At 69.6% G+C, this 14,967-nt stretch carries 13 protein-coding genes; 5 read left to right on the top strand and 8 right to left on the bottom strand.

What is annotated here, in order from left to right; translation table 11 throughout:
* Positions 1–55: 55 nt before the first annotated feature.
* Complete coding sequence (locus PYR91_RS01090; RefSeq protein ID WP_279776959.1) at positions 56–2,749, bottom strand: ricin-type beta-trefoil lectin domain protein; 2,694 nt, start codon at positions 2,747–2,749, stop codon at positions 56–58.
* A gap of 695 nt (positions 2,750–3,444) precedes the next feature.
* Between PYR91_RS01090 and PYR91_RS01085 the strand changes: the two genes are divergently transcribed.
* The 3 genes from PYR91_RS01085 to PYR91_RS01075 all read left to right on the top strand — a co-directional run bounded on the left by PYR91_RS01085 (position 3,445) and on the right by PYR91_RS01075 (position 5,693).
* Positions 3,445–3,888, top strand: a complete 444-nt coding sequence (locus PYR91_RS01085; protein ID WP_279776958.1) for a type II toxin-antitoxin system PemK/MazF family toxin — start codon at positions 3,445–3,447, stop codon at positions 3,886–3,888.
* A gap of 224 nt (positions 3,889–4,112) precedes the next feature.
* A complete protein-coding gene (locus PYR91_RS01080) occupies positions 4,113–4,703 on the top strand; it encodes a TetR/AcrR family transcriptional regulator (RefSeq protein WP_279776957.1) in 591 nt (196 codons plus the stop codon).
* A gap of 39 nt (positions 4,704–4,742) precedes the next feature.
* Positions 4,743–5,693: an SDR family NAD(P)-dependent oxidoreductase gene (locus tag PYR91_RS01075; RefSeq protein ID WP_279776956.1), complete on the top strand. Its 951-nt coding sequence runs from the start codon at positions 4,743–4,745 to the stop codon at positions 5,691–5,693.
* Positions 5,694–5,754: 61 nt separating this feature from the next.
* On the opposite strand, the gene PYR91_RS01070 is transcribed toward PYR91_RS01075, so the two are convergent.
* The gene (locus PYR91_RS01070) at positions 5,755–6,918 is read right to left on the bottom strand and encodes an acyl-CoA dehydrogenase family protein (protein WP_279776955.1); all 1,164 of its coding nucleotides are present in this window, start codon (positions 6,916–6,918) and stop codon (positions 5,755–5,757) included.
* A gap of 174 nt (positions 6,919–7,092) precedes the next feature.
* Between PYR91_RS01070 and PYR91_RS01065 the strand changes: the two genes are divergently transcribed.
* Positions 7,093–8,412, top strand: coding sequence for a UDP-glucose/GDP-mannose dehydrogenase family protein (locus tag PYR91_RS01065; protein ID WP_279776954.1), 1,320 nt, complete (start codon positions 7,093–7,095; stop codon positions 8,410–8,412).
* A gap of 201 nt (positions 8,413–8,613) precedes the next feature.
* Here the strand turns inward: PYR91_RS01065 and purE are convergent, their stop codons facing one another.
* The 3 genes from purE to PYR91_RS01050 all read right to left on the bottom strand — a co-directional run bounded on the left by purE (position 8,614) and on the right by PYR91_RS01050 (position 11,509).
* The gene (purE, locus tag PYR91_RS01060) at positions 8,614–9,126 is read right to left on the bottom strand and encodes a 5-(carboxyamino)imidazole ribonucleotide mutase (RefSeq protein ID WP_279776953.1); all 513 of its coding nucleotides are present in this window, start codon (positions 9,124–9,126) and stop codon (positions 8,614–8,616) included.
* Positions 9,127–9,214: 88 nt separating this feature from the next.
* Complete coding sequence (locus PYR91_RS01055; RefSeq protein ID WP_279776952.1) at positions 9,215–10,381, bottom strand: 5-(carboxyamino)imidazole ribonucleotide synthase; 1,167 nt, start codon at positions 10,379–10,381, stop codon at positions 9,215–9,217.
* A 183-nt stretch (positions 10,382–10,564) separates the two neighbouring features.
* Entirely contained in the window at positions 10,565–11,509 is a 945-nt protein-coding gene (locus tag PYR91_RS01050) for a hypothetical protein (protein WP_279776951.1), read from the bottom strand.
* A 185-nt stretch (positions 11,510–11,694) separates the two neighbouring features.
* Between PYR91_RS01050 and PYR91_RS01045 the strand changes: the two genes are divergently transcribed.
* Complete coding sequence (locus PYR91_RS01045) at positions 11,695–12,282, top strand: GtrA family protein (protein WP_279776950.1); 588 nt, start codon at positions 11,695–11,697, stop codon at positions 12,280–12,282.
* On the opposite strand, the gene PYR91_RS01040 is transcribed toward PYR91_RS01045, so the two are convergent.
* From PYR91_RS01040 to bfr, 3 genes are all read right to left on the bottom strand, one after another.
* Positions 12,266–13,537: an ATP-binding protein gene (locus tag PYR91_RS01040; protein ID WP_279776949.1), complete on the bottom strand. Its 1,272-nt coding sequence runs from the start codon at positions 13,535–13,537 to the stop codon at positions 12,266–12,268. The genes PYR91_RS01045 and PYR91_RS01040 overlap by 17 nt on opposite strands.
* An 11-nt stretch (positions 13,538–13,548) precedes the next feature.
* Entirely contained in the window at positions 13,549–14,217 is a 669-nt protein-coding gene (locus tag PYR91_RS01035; protein WP_030451323.1) for a response regulator transcription factor, read from the bottom strand.
* Between the two features lie 254 nt (positions 14,218–14,471).
* Complete coding sequence (gene bfr, locus PYR91_RS01030; RefSeq protein ID WP_279776948.1) at positions 14,472–14,960, bottom strand: bacterioferritin; 489 nt, start codon at positions 14,958–14,960, stop codon at positions 14,472–14,474.
* Positions 14,961–14,967: the final 7 nt, after the last annotated feature.

Raw genomic sequence — 14,967 nt, 5'->3', positions numbered from 1 at the left:
CCACCCGGCCGCGGACGGTGTGCGTACACCGTCCGCGGCCAGGTGGGACCGCGCGTCAGCTGCGCAGACTCCACTGCTGGTTCGGGCCGCTGTTGCACGACCACAGGATGATCCTCGTGCCGTTGGCGGTGCCGCCGCCGTAGGCGTCGACGCACAACCCGGACTGCACACCGGTGATGGTGCCGTTGGAGTTCAGGTTCCACTGCTGGTTGGTCTGGCCGTTGCAGTCCCAGATCACCACCTGGGTGCCGTTCGAGGTGCCCTGGCCGGAGGCGTCCAGGCACTTGTTGCCGAACACCTGCAGCTGCTTGCCCGACGTGTACGTCAACCGCTGGTTGGTGCCGCCGTTGCAGTCCCACAGCTGCGCCTGAGCGCCGTTGGTCGCCGTGCCGCCGGTGATGTCCAGGCATCGACCCGACTGGCCGCCCACGACGGTGACGTTCTGCTGGCTGCCGCCGCCGTTCCCCTGCCTGACGAGCGACTTCGACTCAGCCGACCGATTCCCCTGGGCGTCCACGACGTAGAGCCGGTACTCGCCGGCCGACGTCGGAACGGCGATGGAGGTGGCGGTTCCGCTCGCCCTGGTCATCGTGTTGCCGGCCACGAAGGAGGTCGTACCCGAGGGGGCCAGCCAGACCGACCTGCTCGCATCGCCGATGCTCCGGATGGGAATCGACGTCACACCGGCGCCGACGAACGTGCTGGCCGGCAGGGCGTAGTCCGGCGGAGAGAGATTGCTCTGGGGAATGATGCTCCGGTACGCGTCCTCAAGCCCGGAGTTCACGGCGATGCCATAGGCCTGCGCCGGCCAGACGTAGTCCGAGGACACGATGATGTCCTGGACCGTGCTGTTCGGCAGGTTCTTGTTGGAGACCTTGTTGATAGGGCCGTATGTCTGCGTGATGCTCAGATCATGCTTGCGCCCGAAGTCGTCGGAGTTGATGAGCCACGTGACATTCTTGTCCACGCTCAGGACGTTGTCGCGGAAAGCGATGTACGCCGAGCCCTCGTCCGGGTGGAGTCCGTACTTGTGACCGGCGGGGACGCCCTGCAGATAGTTGTTGTTGATCGTGGTTCCCGGCTGGCTGCCCAGCGTGTAGATGGGAGCCGTGTCGCTCAGGCGCTGCACCGTGTCGATGATGTGGTTGTAGCTGATGTTGTTGTTCTTCGCCGTGTTGGTCGGCCGGTTGGGCACGATCGAGCCTGACGACCCGTCGAAGTTCCACCACCCCCAGCCGAGCGTTATACCCGACCACGGGGTCTTCTCGATGCGGTTGCGCTGGATGGACAGGCCGTCGGCGAAGTACGCCGAGATGGGGCTGTGCCCGTTGAACAGCACGGCACTGTCGTAGATGTAGTTGTTCTTTATCTGGATGTTCTTGGGCGCCCCTTCGACCTGGGCGGGGTACTTCTCGCGATTCGTCGCGGTGTGGTCCCCGATGTAGACATGCTGGGGATGGCCCACGGCGATGGCGGATCCGGCGATGTCGTTCGTGTGGTTTCCGATCAACTGCGAGTTCACCACGTCGTTGACCATGGTGATTCCGTCGACGCCGGTGTGCTGGATCCGGTTGTTCTGCAGGATGAGCCCGTCGGCGTTCTCGATCTGGATCATGCCGGGCGCCATGTCGACGTTGCGGTAGTAGTAGACGTGGAAGTTCTGCCTGGCATACGCGTGTGCGCCGAGGTTGCCCTGCTGCGCCTGCTTGAGCACCGAGCCGGCCACGTTGAACAGGTTCCAGTCGGAGTGCTGGACCGTGAGGCCGGAGAACGTGATGTTGCGGGCGCGACTGCTCGTGGAGGTGCCGGCGACCCTGAGAAGGGTGGACACGTTGTTCGGCGCGAACACCGTCGCGGCGGCCATGTCCTCGGAGCCCGATTTGTAGTAGTACAGCGTCCGGCTCGTCTTGTCGAAGAAGAACTCGCCCGGCGTGTCCAGGAACTCGTAGGCGTTCATGACCTTGTGGGAGCCGCCGACCTGGGCGTTCCCGTTGAAGGCGCCCTGGGCGATGGCCGCTCCGGGCTGCTGGAACTGAGCTATCCGGTTCGCGCCGTCAGAGGTGACCTGCCGGACTCCCACGATGGCCGTGGTCCAGGTCGTCCCCGTCTCTATCTCGATGTCGTCCTGATTGCCGGCGATGGCGGGGAAGTCGTTCAGGCTGTACTTCGCCCCCGCGCACTGCGAACCCGACTCCCACGCCCAGGACGCCTGCCCCGCCGTGACGTTGTAGGTTCCGTAGCACCCCGCCGAGCTCATCGTCTTCGAGGCCATGAACGCTCGTTTGTCGTTGACGTAGAGCGCACGGAGCTTGTTGCCGCGGTTCAGCGGGGCTTTCCAGATGTTGCCGCTGTGCTGCGTCCATCCGGTCACCCGAACGCCTCCGCTGAGGATCGGCGTCTCGTTCTGGTAGGCGGAGTAGATGACCCGGTACCCGTTCGTGCCGGAATCGGCCGACGTGAAGTCGATGGTGCTGGCGACCGAATAGTTGCCCCCGCGGAGATACACCTGGATGTCGCCGGTCATGTTCGCGTTCACCGTGCGGACGACGTCCCTCGCGCGCTGCGGGGTCCTGAACGGCGACGCGAGCGTTCCAGGGTTGGCGTCGTCGCCGTCGGGGGCGACGTAGTAGGTCGCCTGGACCGCTGCCGAGGCCGGGGTGCCACCTGCGAAGGCCTGCAGCGACACGGCGGCGACGAACACCGCGAGCGCTGCTAACGCCTTCCCAGTGGTGGACAGGGCTGACTTCACGCTCTGTTCCTTTCGCTGGTTCCGAGCAGATGTGTTCACCGCGTGACCACCCCGCCGTGGCGGAACCCGTCGGGAGTGTGTCATCGCGCGGCCGTGGCGCCTGTCTTGCGGTCGGGGGCATCGATCGGCGGGCCGTGCCCCTTTCCGGGCCGGAAGACCGGCCGGCCCTCACGCGATGCGCGGCGGCCCGGGGTATCCGTGACAGACGCGGCGTTACCATCTCGTGACGTCATACGTATGCCGAATGACGTCTGGCGGTAATGTCGCATTAACACGGGTGGCTGGCAACAGTCGGCGGAGTGGGGGAAGGCGCACCTCCGACCGCCCCGGAACCACGACGCCAGGTGATCTTCGGCGCCGTGGCGGTGCCCGCGGGTCGCGGTGCGACCCCGCCGGTCATACCTGCGGTGCGATCCGGCTGTGGGCGGGCCCGATCCGCCAGGTCAGAGGCCGGTGCATCCGTCACCGCGCCGGGTGCTGACGACCGGGGCGATCCCTCGTGCGGTGCCGGCGGCGCACCGGGTCCCCGCCGGACCAGCCCGCGTCACGGGCGGGCGCGGGAGGAAACCGCTCACATCAGAAGTGGTGGATCGCATCTGGTGATGTAACTTTCATCAGCGACCGTGATCACACTCGCCGGCCACCCGGCGGCCCTCGGGCGGCAGCCGCGGAATCGGTGACGCTAGGCTGCGGGCATGCGTGATCAAGGCGAGAGTTCCCGCCCCGTTCGCGGCGTCGCACGGCAGGTCTACGACGTACAGGGGGCGGTGGCCCTGGAGTACTCCCCGGACCTGGACGGCCTGGCCGACCCCGGCGAGATCGTGTGGGCCTGGGTGCCGTACGAGGAGGACGCCACACGCGGCAAGGACAGGCCCCTGCTGCTCGTCGGCCGCCATGGGCGCCGACTGCTGGGCATGATGCTCTCCAGCCGTGATCCCGACCCAGGCCACGAGGACGACTGGCTGGCGCTCGGCTCCGGCGGCTGGGATCGCGAACAACGGGTTTCCCACCTGCGCCTGGACCGCGTTCTCGAACTCGACGAGCACGACATCCGCCGCGAGGGCTCCGTCCTCGAACCCGCCAAGTTCGCCCGCGTGGCCGCAGCCCTGCACGACCGCTATGGCTGGCCGTTCGCGTAGCGCCTGCAACGGCTCCAGCCCATCAGTCGCCGCCGGACCCGGCCGGGAAGACCACCGCGAAGTACCACGCCGCACGGTTCATCCTCGTACCCCCGCTACGGGACGAACTCACCGCGCCCGTCCACGCCGACGCGAAACGGGCAGGAGGTGGACACAGGGCCCCGAGGTCGCCCCGGCGAAGCCACATTTTTGACTGACTAGACACTCTCTTATATAGTCGGGTCATGCCCAGACCACGGAGTGAGGATCGGCGTGATGCGATCCTGCGCGCGGCCACCCGCGTCATCGCGTCCCAGGGGCTCGGGGCGGCCACAGCGGCGATCGCGAGGGAGGCAGACATCTCCAATGGTTCGTTGTTCACCTACTTCGACACGAAAGCGAAGCTGCTGAACGAGCTCTACGTCGCTCTGAAGGCGGAGATGGCCGCCGCGGCGACCCCCGATCTCCGTGCCGGGGACGGACCCCGCGAGCAGGTCTGCCAAATGTGGACGCAGTGGTGGCGCTGGGCGACGGCCAACCCGGACAAGCGGCGGGCGCTCGCACAGCTCCAAGTGGCGGATGACATCACCGCCGACAGTCACCGGGCGGCGAGCTTCGCGTTCAGCAGTATCGCCGACCTGCTGGAACGAAGCCGGGCCAACGGGCCGATGCAGAACGTGCCGCTTGGCTACGTCCTGACCCTGGTGAACGCGATCGCCGAGGCGACGATCGACGAGATGATCCGCGAGCCTGCCGAAGCCGAGGCCCGCAGCAGGGTCGCGTCCGACGCCATTTGGCGGGTGCTGGCCGGCTCCGCCGCTCCGCCCACCGCCTGATCTCCATCCACCCGTGATCTCGACCGTGAAGGAACCGACATGCCCAACTCCAGCCGCAGCAGATCGCCCGCCAGGACGTGGATCATCACCGGGCCGACGTCCGGAATCGGGCGGCGCACCGCGCTCAAACTCGCCGAGCACGGCAGCGTCATTCTGGTGGGCCGCGACCCGAACAAGCTCACAGAGGTCGAAGCCGAGATCAACGCGCGGCCCCAGGGTCACGCGGTATCGGTGGTCTGCGACTTCTCCGACATCCCGAGCGTGCGGCGCGCGGCCGCGCGGATCGTCGCGCTCGGCCTTCCGATCGCCGGTCTGCTCAACAACGCGGGCATCATGCCGACCCGCGCCGATCAAACCGCACAGGGGTACGACCTCGCCTTCACGACCAACCACCTCGGACCATTTGCTCTGACCGAGGCGCTCATTCCGCACCTTCCCGACGGTGCGAACGTCGTGTTCGTCTGCTCGGGCGTCGAGGATCCGGAACTGAAGCCCGCGGCCGCCATCGGCTTCCGCGGTGGGCGCTACATCTCGGCAGAGGCCGGCTTCCGCGGCGAATGGCAGCCCGGGGGCTCCTCCAAAGCCGGTTTCGACGCCTACGCCACATCGAAGCAGTGCAACCTCGCCACCGTGCTGGCGTTCGCGCGTGAGACTCCGCGGCTGCGCTTCAACGCGGTCGAACCAGGCTTCAATCCGGGCACCGGCCTCGGCCGCGACGCGAACGCCGCCGTCCAGTTTCTGGCCAAGTACGTCGCCGCGCCGCTCGCGCCCCTCGTCAAGCACTGGAGCACCCCGAAGCGTGCCGCTCGAATGATCACCAGCGTACTGACCGACGGGTCGGATCGGACAGGGGTGTACTACGACGAGAGCGGCAAGCCGATGGTCGGCTCCGTTCAAGTCCGTGACCCTGCTTTCGCTGACCGCGTCGTCACCGAGACCCGCGCGCTACTCGCCGCCGTTCCCGTGGACGTGGCACCCGCGAATCGGTAGTCGCTGACCGCGACCTGGTCGCCCCTGATCACGTCGCCATCGAGAAGATCTCCGGAGACGACTACTTCAGGAGCTGCCTGGCCATGACCATGCGCTGGATCTGGTTGGTGCCCTCGTAGATCTGGGTGATCTTGGCGTCGCGCATCATGCGTTCCACCGGGTAGTCGCGGGTGTAGCCGTAGCCGCCCAGGAGCTGGACGGCGTCGGTGGTGATCTCCATGGCGGCGTCGCTGGCGGCGCACTTGGCGGCGCTGCTGAAGAAGGTGAGGTCGGGGGCGCGGTCGCCGTGCATGGCGGCTTCGCTCTTGGCCGCCGCGGCGTAGGTGAGCTGGCGGGCCGCCTCCAGCTTCATGGCCATGTCGGCGATCATGAACTGGAGGCCCTGGAACTCGGCGATCGGCTTGCCGAACTGCTTGCGCTCCTTGACGTAGCCGATGGCGTAGTCGAGGGCGCCCTGGGCGATGCCCAACGCCTGGGCGGCGATGGTGATGCGGGTGTGGTCGAGGGTGGCCAGGGCGGTCTTGAAGCCGGTGCCCTCCTCGCCGATCATGCGGTCGGCGGGGACGCGGACGTTCTCCAGGATGACCTGGCGGGTGGGCGAGCCCTTGATGCCGAGCTTCTTCTCCTTGGCGCCGAAGCTCACGCCTTCGTCGCCCTTCTCCACGACGAAGGCCGAGATGCCGCGGGCGCCGGCGCCGGGGTCGGTCACGGCCATGACCGTGTAGAACTCCGAGACGCCGGCGTTGGTGATCCACATCTTGGTGCCGTTGAGCACGTAGTGGTCGCCGTCGCGCACGGCACGGGTCTTCATGGCGGCTGCGTCCGAGCCGGCCTCCGGCTCGGACAGGGCATAGGAGAACATTCCCTCCCCGCGCGCGACCCGCGGGAGGTAAGCCTGCTTGAGCTCCTCGGATGCCGACAGCAGCAGTGGTACGGTGCCGAGCTTGTTGACGGCGGGGATCAGGGAGGAGGAGGCACAGGCGCGCGCGACCTCCTCGATCACGATGACGGCGGCGAGCGCGTCGGCGCCGGCGCCGCCATACTGCTCGGGGATGTGAACCGCGTGCAGCTCGGCGGCGAGCAGGGCCTTGTAGGCGTCCCAGGGGAACTCGGCACTCTCGTCCACCGTGGCGGCGTGCGGGGCGATCTTCTCGTCGGAGAGGGCCCGCACGGTCTCACGCAGCATCTGGTGCTCTTCGGCGGGCGCGTAGAGAGGGAAGCTCATAAGAAGATAGTAGGACGTCCAACAATACGGTGGCCGTCGCAGGGGTATATGGACAGCACCCCCCGGTGAAATGTCCTGTTTGTACTGTTGCGCGAGGCCAGAGGGCCGGTAACATGCCTCGGCAACGTAACGGTAAAGATTGGGTCGACAGACGAACATGGAAGGAGCGCGCTCGTGTCCTACCGCCTGACGGTCATGGGGACCGGATACCTGGGAGCCACGCACGCGGCGTGCATGGCGGCGCTGGGCTTCGAGGTCCTCGGCCTGGACGTCGATCCGGACAAGATCGCCCGGCTGCGCGCCGGTGACCTGCCGATCCACGAGCCCGGCCTGCAAGACCTGCTCCAGAGCGGCCTCGCGTCGGGGCGCCTGCGCTTCACCACCTCCTACGAGGAGGCCGCCGAGTTCGGCGACGTGCACTTCGTCTGCGTGGGCACGCCGCAGAAGAAGGGCGAGTACGCGGCCGACGTGTCCTACCTGGACGCCGTCGTGGAGTCGCTCGCGCCGCACCTGACGCGCCAGTGCCTGGTCGTCGGCAAGTCGACCGTCCCCGTGGGCACCGCCCAGCGCCTCGCCGACAAGCTGGCGCTGCTCGCGCCCGCCGCCGACCTGGTGGAGCTGGCGTGGAACCCCGAGTTCCTGCGCGAGGGCTTCGCCGTCAAGGACACCATGAACCCCGACCGCATCGTGCTCGGCGTCGTGTCCGACAAGGCGGAGAAGGTCATGCGCGAGGTGTACGAGCCCATGCTCTCGGCGGGCACGCCTCTGATCATCACCGACTACCCGACGGCCGAGCTGGTCAAGGTGGCGGCCAACGCCTTCCTCGCCACCAAGATCTCCTTCATCAACGCCATGGCCGAGGTCTGCGAGGCCGCGCACGCCGACGTCAAGGACCTGTCGCTGGCGCTGTCGTTCGACGAGCGCATCGGCGGGCGCTTCCTCAACCCCGGGCTCGGCTTCGGCGGCGGCTGCCTGCCCAAGGACATCCGGGCGTTCATGGCGCGCGCCGGCGAGCTCGGCGCCGACCAGGCGCTGACGTTCCTCCGCGAGGTGGACGCCATCAACATGCGCCGCCGCGCGCGCATGGTCGACCTGGCCCGCGAGCTGGCCGGAGGCTCGTTCCGGGGCTGTTCGGTCACGGTGCTCGGCGCCGCGTTCAAGCCCAACTCCGACGACATCCGCGACTCCCCGGCCCTGGACGTGGCCCTGAAGATCCAGGAGCAGGGCGGGAAGGTCACCGTCTACGACCCGGTGGCACTCGACAACGTGCGCAAGGCCCACCCCAACCTGAGCGTCGGCTCCTCCGCCCTTGAGGCCGCGCAGGGCGCTCACGTCGTGCTGCTGCTGACCGAGTGGCCGGAGTTCACCGAGCTGGACCCCGAGACGCTGGGCGGCGTCGTCGCCAGCCGCAGGATCGTCGACGGCCGCAACGCCCTGGACGCCGAAACCTGGCGCGCCTCCGGCTGGCACTACCGCGCCCTGGGCCGCCCCTGACCCCGGCGAGCGTGTGGTCAGGGCGGCCCGGCAGCCGACGCGCGGACCGACCCACCGGTGTGCCCGGTTCCCCGGCGCGCACCGGTGGCTTGAGCCAGCGCCGCGATCGGCTGCGCGATGGCGGGGAGTAGGCGCCTGAGAGGCGCCCTTCAGAAGGCTGGGCCGAAAGCGCCTTCCGGGGCGGGGCGAGCACTGAACGCCTTAGTGGAGGTTCTTGGCTTCGGCTCGGAGGCGGTCGCCCTTGGCGTGGGCCTGGTCGCGGAGGGTCGCCTGGAAGGACTCCATGCGGGTCCTCAGGTCGCCGTCGGAGGTGGCCAGGATGCGGGCGGCCAGCAGGCCGGCGTTGCGGGCGGCGCCGATGGCCACCGTGGCGACGGGGACGCCGGCGGGCATCTGGACGATGGACAGCAGGGAGTCCATGCCGTCGAGGTACTTCAGCGGGACGGGGACGCCGATCACCGGGAGCGGCGTCACCGAGGCCAGCATGCCGGGGAGGTGGGCGGCTCCGCCCGCTCCCGCGATGATCACGCGCACCCCGCGCCCGGCGGCGCCCTCGCCGTAGGCGATCATCTCGTGCGGCATGCGGTGCGCCGAGACGACGTCGGCCTCGAAGGGGATGTCGAACTCCGCCAGCGCCTCCGCCGCGAGCCTCATCACCGGCCAGTCGGAGTCGCTTCCCATCACGATGCCGACCAGCGGCTCATCGGTGGTCACAGGCACTCCCCCGCGGTCGGGTGGGCGATCACACGTACCCCCGCCGTCAGGTGGGTGATCGCAGGGACCCCCTTGGTCGGGTGGATGGTCACACGTACTCCCCGGTGGCCAGGTGGACGGCGGCGTGGCGCGCGCGGGCGCGGACCTCGTCGAGGTCGGTGCCGAACGCGGTGACGTGGCCGATCTTACGACCGGGGCGCACGTCCTTGCCGTAGAAGTGGATCTTCACGCCGGGGTCGTGGGCCATCACGTGCTCGTAGCGCGAGAAGACGTCGGGATCCTCTCCGCCCAGCAGGTTGACCATCACCACCACCGGCGCCGTCGGGGCCGGCGAGCCCAGGGGCAGGTCGAGGACGGCCCGCAGGTGCTGCTCGAACTGCGAGGTGCGCGCGCCCTCGATCGTCCAGTGGCCGCTGTTGTGCGGGCGCATGGCCAGTTCGTTGACCAGCACCCGGCCGCCGGGCAGCTGGAACATCTCGACCGCCAGCAGGCCGGTCACCCCCAGCTCGTTGGCGATCTTCAGCGCGACGTGCTGGGCCTGGGCCGCGCGCTCGGGGTCGAGCCCCGGCGCGGGCGCGATCACCTCGACGCAGATGCCGTCCTCCTGGACGGTCTCCACGACCGGGTAGCTGACGCCCTGCCCGTGCGGCGAGCGGGCCACCAGCACCGCCAGCTCCCGCTCGAACGGCACGAACGCCTCGGCCATGAGCGGGACCCCGCTGGCGAGCACCTCCGCGGCGTCCTCGGCCGAGGAGCAGACCCAGACGCCGCGGCCGTCGTAGCCGCCGCGCACGGCCTTGAGCACCACGGGCCAGCCGTGCTCCTCGCCGAAGCCCTCGATGTCGGCGGCCGTCGACACCCGCGCCCACGCCGGGCACGGGGCGCCGATCGCGGTGAGCCGCTCGCGCATCACGGCCTTGTCCTGGGCGTGGACGAGCGCGTCGGCGCCCGGGTGGACGGCGACGCCCTCGGCGGCCAGCGCCTGGACGTGGGCGGTGGGCACGTGCTCGTGGTCGAAGGTCACGGCGTCGCAGCCGGCGGCCAGGTCGCGCAGGGCGGCGAGGTCGCGGTGGTCGCCCAGCCGCGTGCCGGGGACCACCCGGGCGGCGCTCTCGTCGGCGGAGCCGGCGAGCACACGCAGCTCGACGCCGAGCGCGATGGCGGCCTGCTGGGTCATACGGGCGAGCTGACCCGCGCCCACCATGCCCACGACGGGGCCGGCGGGGGACGGTCGCCTCGGAACTTCACCGGTCACAAGCCAGAACCCTACCCACCGCGCCCCGGTGACCGTACCGCAGGTCCAGCGGCTCCCGGGGGGTGGCGCGGAGGCCGGCCACGTCATACCCGCCCGCGGCCCGGCCGCCCGCCGCCGTGACGAAGGCGGGGTGCCGGCCGGTGGTCGTACCGCCGGTCCGGCGGCTCCCGGGGGGTGGCGCGGTCAGGTGGTGACGTCGGACAGGTGGCGGGTCATGGCGACGGTTCTGAGCCCGCCGTCGGGGTCCACCTCGGTGGCGAGCATGAATATTTCAGTGACGTGGAGTGACGGCTGGGAGGGCTTGCCGGTGAAGGCGCGCATGTCGGCCGTGCCGGCGATCGGGTGGCGGAGCTTGCCCGAACCGGACTTCTGGGTGTGCAGGATCTCCAGGGCGTGGAAGACGAGCGCCCCGCCGTCGGCCAGGGCCAGGGCTCTGGTCTCGCCCGGGATGAGTCGCACGTCGGAGCTGAGGCGGTCGGGGCGGACCGTGGAGGGCTTCTTCACCAGCTCCGCGAGCAGGTCCTTCATGGCGTCCCCTGCGGGGAACCGCACCCCGCTGAGGCCCACGTGGTCGGCGAGGAAGGCCAGGTGCTTCTGCGGCACCAGCCGGGCCGCGACCCCGTCGTCGGGGTCGTCGCTGGGGACGACCCGCGTGGTCACGTCGGCGTCCAGGTCGGACGCCTCGCCGACGAGCCGGACGGGACCGTAGGCCACCCGCCAGCGGTCGTCCTCGCGGACCAGCAGGAAGTAGGCCGGGTGCGGCTCGCTCGCCAGCGCCACGAACCACGGGACGTCGTCGGGGGTGTCGGGCAGGTAGAACCTGACGTCGCCGTACTCGGGACGGGAGGGGACCCGGCGGCCGTGCCTGGTCGCCTCGCAGGCGCGGTCGCCGAGCACGTTCTCCGCCGCGGTGGTCAGGTGCCGCACCTTCGCGCAGTCGCGCTTCCGCCAGGCCTCGTCCAGCTCGGCGAGCACGCCGAAGGCGCTCTCGGCGTCGCCGGGACCGACCGTGCGGGCGGCCGTGGCCTTCCTGCGATCGGTCGTGCTCGCGGGTTGACCCTCGACCCTCGCTCCGCACCCGACCAGCAGCATCAGGCCGATTCCCAGAGCCAGCACTCGACGCAGCACGCTGGGAGCCACCTCTCCAGGGGACGCCTATGCGATCTGCGCCGCAGCCTAGCGCACCACGTCGGTTACTAGGCGTTAAAACGATATTTACGTAGATAGTCGTTCGACCGGTGCGGACGTCTTGGACGCGCGCCCCGCCCTCCCACCGGTAACCTGGAGGAGCTCAAAGACCAGGAAGGACCTTCGTGCGGTTCACCCAACGCCTGTATGACAGGTTCTCCTCGCTGCTCCGCGAGCTCGCCAAGTTCGGCACCGTCGGGGCCGTCGCCTTCGTGATCGACTTCGGCGGCACCAACCTCCTGCGGTACGGCGTGCCCCTCGGCCCGCTGACGTCCAAGGTCTTCGCCACGGTCGTCGCGGCGACGTTCGCCTACCTCGCCAACCGGTTCTGGACCTGGCGGCACCGCGAGCAGTCGGGCCTGGCCCGCGAGTACTTCCTGTTCTTCGTGCTCAACGGCATCGGCCTGCTGATCTCGCTGCTCATCATCGGCTTCGTCGAGTACACCCTCGAATGGCGCGATCCGCTGAGCTACAACATCTCGCTGATCATCGGCACCGCGATCGGCACGCTGTTCCGCTTCTGGTCGTACAAGAAGTGGGTCTTCCTGCCGCCCGGCGTGCCCCCGGTCGACCCGCACACCGGCCTGCCGGAGGTCACCGGCGACGCCCAGGACACCCAGGACACCCCCGCCCAGCACCTGGCGGCGCCTCAGCCGCCCCCGCCGCCTCAGCCGCGGCAGCCGGCCTCGCCGCCGGTCACGCGGGGCCGCTGACCACGCGGTGGCGCGCGGCCTCGTCAGCGTGCCGCAGGAACAGGGCGAAGACCGCCGGGCGAGAGCACACGAGCTCCAGGCGCCCGCCGTCGGAGGCGGTGAGCGCCCTGGCCAGCGTCAGCCCGAGGCCGGTGCCCCCGGCGCCGCTCACGTTGCGGTCGAACACCTGCGGACGCAGGTGCTCGGGGATGCCGGGGCCGCGGTCGGCCACCTCGATGACCACCGACATGTCGGAACAGCCCGTCGTGATCGTCACCGGGCCGTCGCCGTGCTCCAGGGAGTTCTCCAGCAGCGTCGACACCACCTGGCTCAGCCCGCCCTTGCTGACCAGCGCGCGCAGCCCCCGCTCGCCGTCGAGGACGAGTGCCCGCCTGGACCTGCGGAAGGCCGGCTCCCACTCGGTGATCTGCTGGCGCAGCACTTCGTCCACGCCGATCGCCTCCGCCTGGGCGTGCCGCTGCCGCCGGGCGGCGGCCAGCAGCTCGTCGATCACGGCGGTGAGCCGCTCGGCCTGGACGATGGCCGCCTCGCCCTCCTCGCGGACGATCGCCGGCTGGGTGGCGGCCGCCACGATCTCCTCCAGGCGCATGGTGAGCCCGGTGAGCGGCGTGCGGAGCTGGTGGGAGGCGTCGGTGGCGAACTCGCGCTCGCGGCTCAGCAGCTCGGCGATGCGGGTGGCGCTGCGGTCGAGCACCTCGGCCACCCGGTCGAGCTCGGGGATGCCGTAACGGTGCCGGCTGGGCCGTGCCTCGCCCGACCCCAGCCGCTCCGCGATCCGGGCGAGATCAAGGAGCGGCAGAGTCAACCGGCGCGACTGCACGACGGCGAGCGCCACGGCGACCGCCAGCGCCAGCCCCGCCAGGGCGACGATGAGCATGAGCCAACCCCGGATGTTCCGCTCCACCTGCGCTCGGTCGCGGGTGATCCGGACGTAGACACCGCTCTCTGAATGGGTCTCCTCGGTCATCTGCCGATCGGGGGGCGGGTCGGCGCCCACGATGACGGTCGGGCTGTCGCGGATGAAGATCTGCACGTACCTGTTGGGGTACTGCCGCTGCAGCTCGTCCGGATCGACGGGCCGGTCCTCGATGCGGGCGTACTCGACCTGGCTGAGCAGCAGCGTCGCCTGAGCCCGTAACTGCTGGACCGCCTCGTCGTCGATGAGGCGGGTGACCACCAGCCCGAGCGGCACGCCCAGGAGCAGGACGGCGAGGGCCGCGACCACGAGGGTCGAGGAGAGCAACCTCCGGCGCATCTAGCCGCTGGCTATTCGCGCTCGAACCGGAAGCCGACCCCGCGGACCGTGGTGATGTATCGAGGTTTGGCGGCGTCGTCCCCCAGTTTGCGGCGCAGCCAGGAGATGTGCATGTCGAGTGTCTTGGTGGAGCCCCACCAGTTGGTGTCCCACACCTCGCGCATGATCTGCTCGCGGGTGACGACCTTGCCGGCGTCACGGACGAGCACGCGCAGGAGGTCGAACTCCTTGGTGGTGAGGTGCAGCTCCTTGTCGCCCATCCACGCGCGCCGCGAGTCGGCGTCGATGCGCACCCCCTGGACCACGGGGGTCTCGGAGGTGCCGCGCCGCAGCAGGGCGCGCACGCGGGCGAGCAGTTCGGCGAGCCGGAACGGCTTGGTGACGTAGTCGTCGGCGCCGGCGTCGAGCCCGACCACCGTGTCGACCTCGTCGACGCGGGCGGTCAGGATGAGCACGGGCGTGCCGTGCCCCTCGGCACGGATGCGACGGGCCACCTCCAGCCCGTCCATCTCGGGCAGGCCCAGATCTAGCACGATGAGGTCGACGCCCCCGGACAGAGCCCTTTCCAGGGCCTGCGGGCCATCGGGGCTCACCTCCACCTGATAGCCCTCTCGGCGCAGCGCGCGCGCCAGGGGCTCGGAGATCGAGGTGTCATCCTCGGCGAGAAGTACGCAGGTCATAAAGCGATCGTAGGACCTTAGGCGATCGTTTCCCGGGTACAGCGCGCGGTTTGACTCGTCGTTGACCCACCAATTGACCTGGGCAAACTCGGCGAAAGAGGTACGAGCCCTCACGCACCGCCCGGGACCCCGGTCCGCTAGGCGCTTCCGCCCGCGAACGTCCCGAAGCGGCCCAGACACGCCGGGGCGCCCCGGCGTGTCGCCGGCCCGCGGCGAGCCCTCGTGCGGGGCCCGCCGCCGGCGCGTCGCCGGGCTCAGTCGCCGGAGCTGGACGGCGGCTCGGCGTAGCGCTGGAGGTAGAGGCCGTCGCCCAGCGACTCCAGCAGGCTCAGCTCGGTTTCCAAGTAGTCGATGTGGTGCTCTTCGTCCTCAAGGATCGCCTCGAAGATGCGGGCGGAGGTGACGTCACCCCGCTCGCGCATGAGCTGGATGCCGGGACGCAGGCGCCGCACCACGCCGAGCTCCAGCTCCAGGTCGGCCTTGAGCTGCTCCCTGACCGTCTGACCGATGTGCAGCGTGCCGAGCTTCTGGTAGTTCGGCAGCCCTTCCAGGAAGAGGATGCGGTCGGTGAGCACCTCGGCGTGCCGCATCTCGTCGATGGACTCCGACCGGGTGAAGGAGGCCAGCTTGGTGTATCCCCAGTTCTGCTGCATCTTCGCATGCAGGAAGTACTGGTTGATGGCGGTGAGCTCCGACGTCAGCTGCTCGTTCAACAGAGCGATGATGTCCTTATCCCCCTGCATGGGCGGG

Origin of the sequence: Sphaerisporangium sp. TRM90804, from assembly GCF_029846175.1 — a bacterium.
In the GTDB taxonomy this organism is placed as follows: domain Bacteria; phylum Actinomycetota; class Actinomycetes; order Streptosporangiales; family Streptosporangiaceae; genus Sphaerisporangium.
The sequence above is the reverse complement of the archived record's forward strand: the minus strand, read 5'-3'. Positions and strand labels throughout refer to the sequence as shown.

What these genes read in the sequence shown, in the direction of transcription:
- bfr (WP_279776948.1), bottom strand. Translation starts at nt 14,960, where the DNA reads ATGCAGGGGGATAAGGACATCATCGCTCTGTTGAACGAGCAGCTGACG.
- PYR91_RS01080 (WP_279776957.1), top strand. Translation starts at nt 4,113, where the DNA reads ATGCCCAGACCACGGAGTGAGGATCGGCGTGATGCGATCCTGCGCGCG.
- PYR91_RS01085 (WP_279776958.1), top strand. Translation starts at nt 3,445, where the DNA reads ATGCGTGATCAAGGCGAGAGTTCCCGCCCCGTTCGCGGCGTCGCACGG.
- PYR91_RS01040 (WP_279776949.1), bottom strand. Translation starts at nt 13,537, where the DNA reads ATGCGCCGGAGGTTGCTCTCCTCGACCCTCGTGGTCGCGGCCCTCGCC.
- PYR91_RS01075 (WP_279776956.1), top strand. Translation starts at nt 4,743, where the DNA reads ATGCCCAACTCCAGCCGCAGCAGATCGCCCGCCAGGACGTGGATCATC.
- PYR91_RS01070 (WP_279776955.1), bottom strand. Translation starts at nt 6,918, where the DNA reads ATGAGCTTCCCTCTCTACGCGCCCGCCGAAGAGCACCAGATGCTGCGT.
- PYR91_RS01035 (WP_030451323.1), bottom strand. Translation starts at nt 14,217, where the DNA reads ATGACCTGCGTACTTCTCGCCGAGGATGACACCTCGATCTCCGAGCCC.